Here is a 339-nt window from a genome sequence, read left to right as displayed (position 1 = left end):
GTCCCGCCCCGCCACCAGATCCGCGCCCTCCACACCGCCACGACGGTCACCGTCTACCAGGCGTACCGGCCGGCCATCGGCCTCCCCGCCGCCCGCGACGGACGGTTCCCCGCCGAGTGGAAGCGGGACCGGATGACCTGGATCAAGCCCAGCTTCCTGTGGATGATGTACCGCTGCGGCTGGGCCACCAAGGAGGGGCAGGAGGTCGTCCTCGCCGTCGAGATCGAGCGGGCCGGTCTGGAGTGGGCGCTCGCCCACGCCGAACTCTCCCACTACGTACGCGGTGTGCACCCGGACCAGGCCTCCTGGCAGCGCAGCCTGCGCACCGCCCCCGCCCGG

Annotated in this window: 1 protein-coding gene; it reads left to right on the top strand. The window is 73.2% G+C overall.

Annotation, left to right across the window (positions count from 1 at the left end):
• On the top strand, positions 1-339 hold a 339-nt coding region (locus tag D3105_RS34295; protein WP_118906612.1), incomplete at both ends, for a DUF4291 family protein.

It is taken from the genome of Streptomyces globisporus (genome assembly GCF_003501885.1).
GTDB lineage: Bacteria > Actinomycetota > Actinomycetes > Streptomycetales > Streptomycetaceae > Streptomyces > Streptomyces globisporus_D.
Note: the sequence above shows the minus strand (reverse complement) of the source record. Positions and strands in the feature narration are given on the sequence as shown.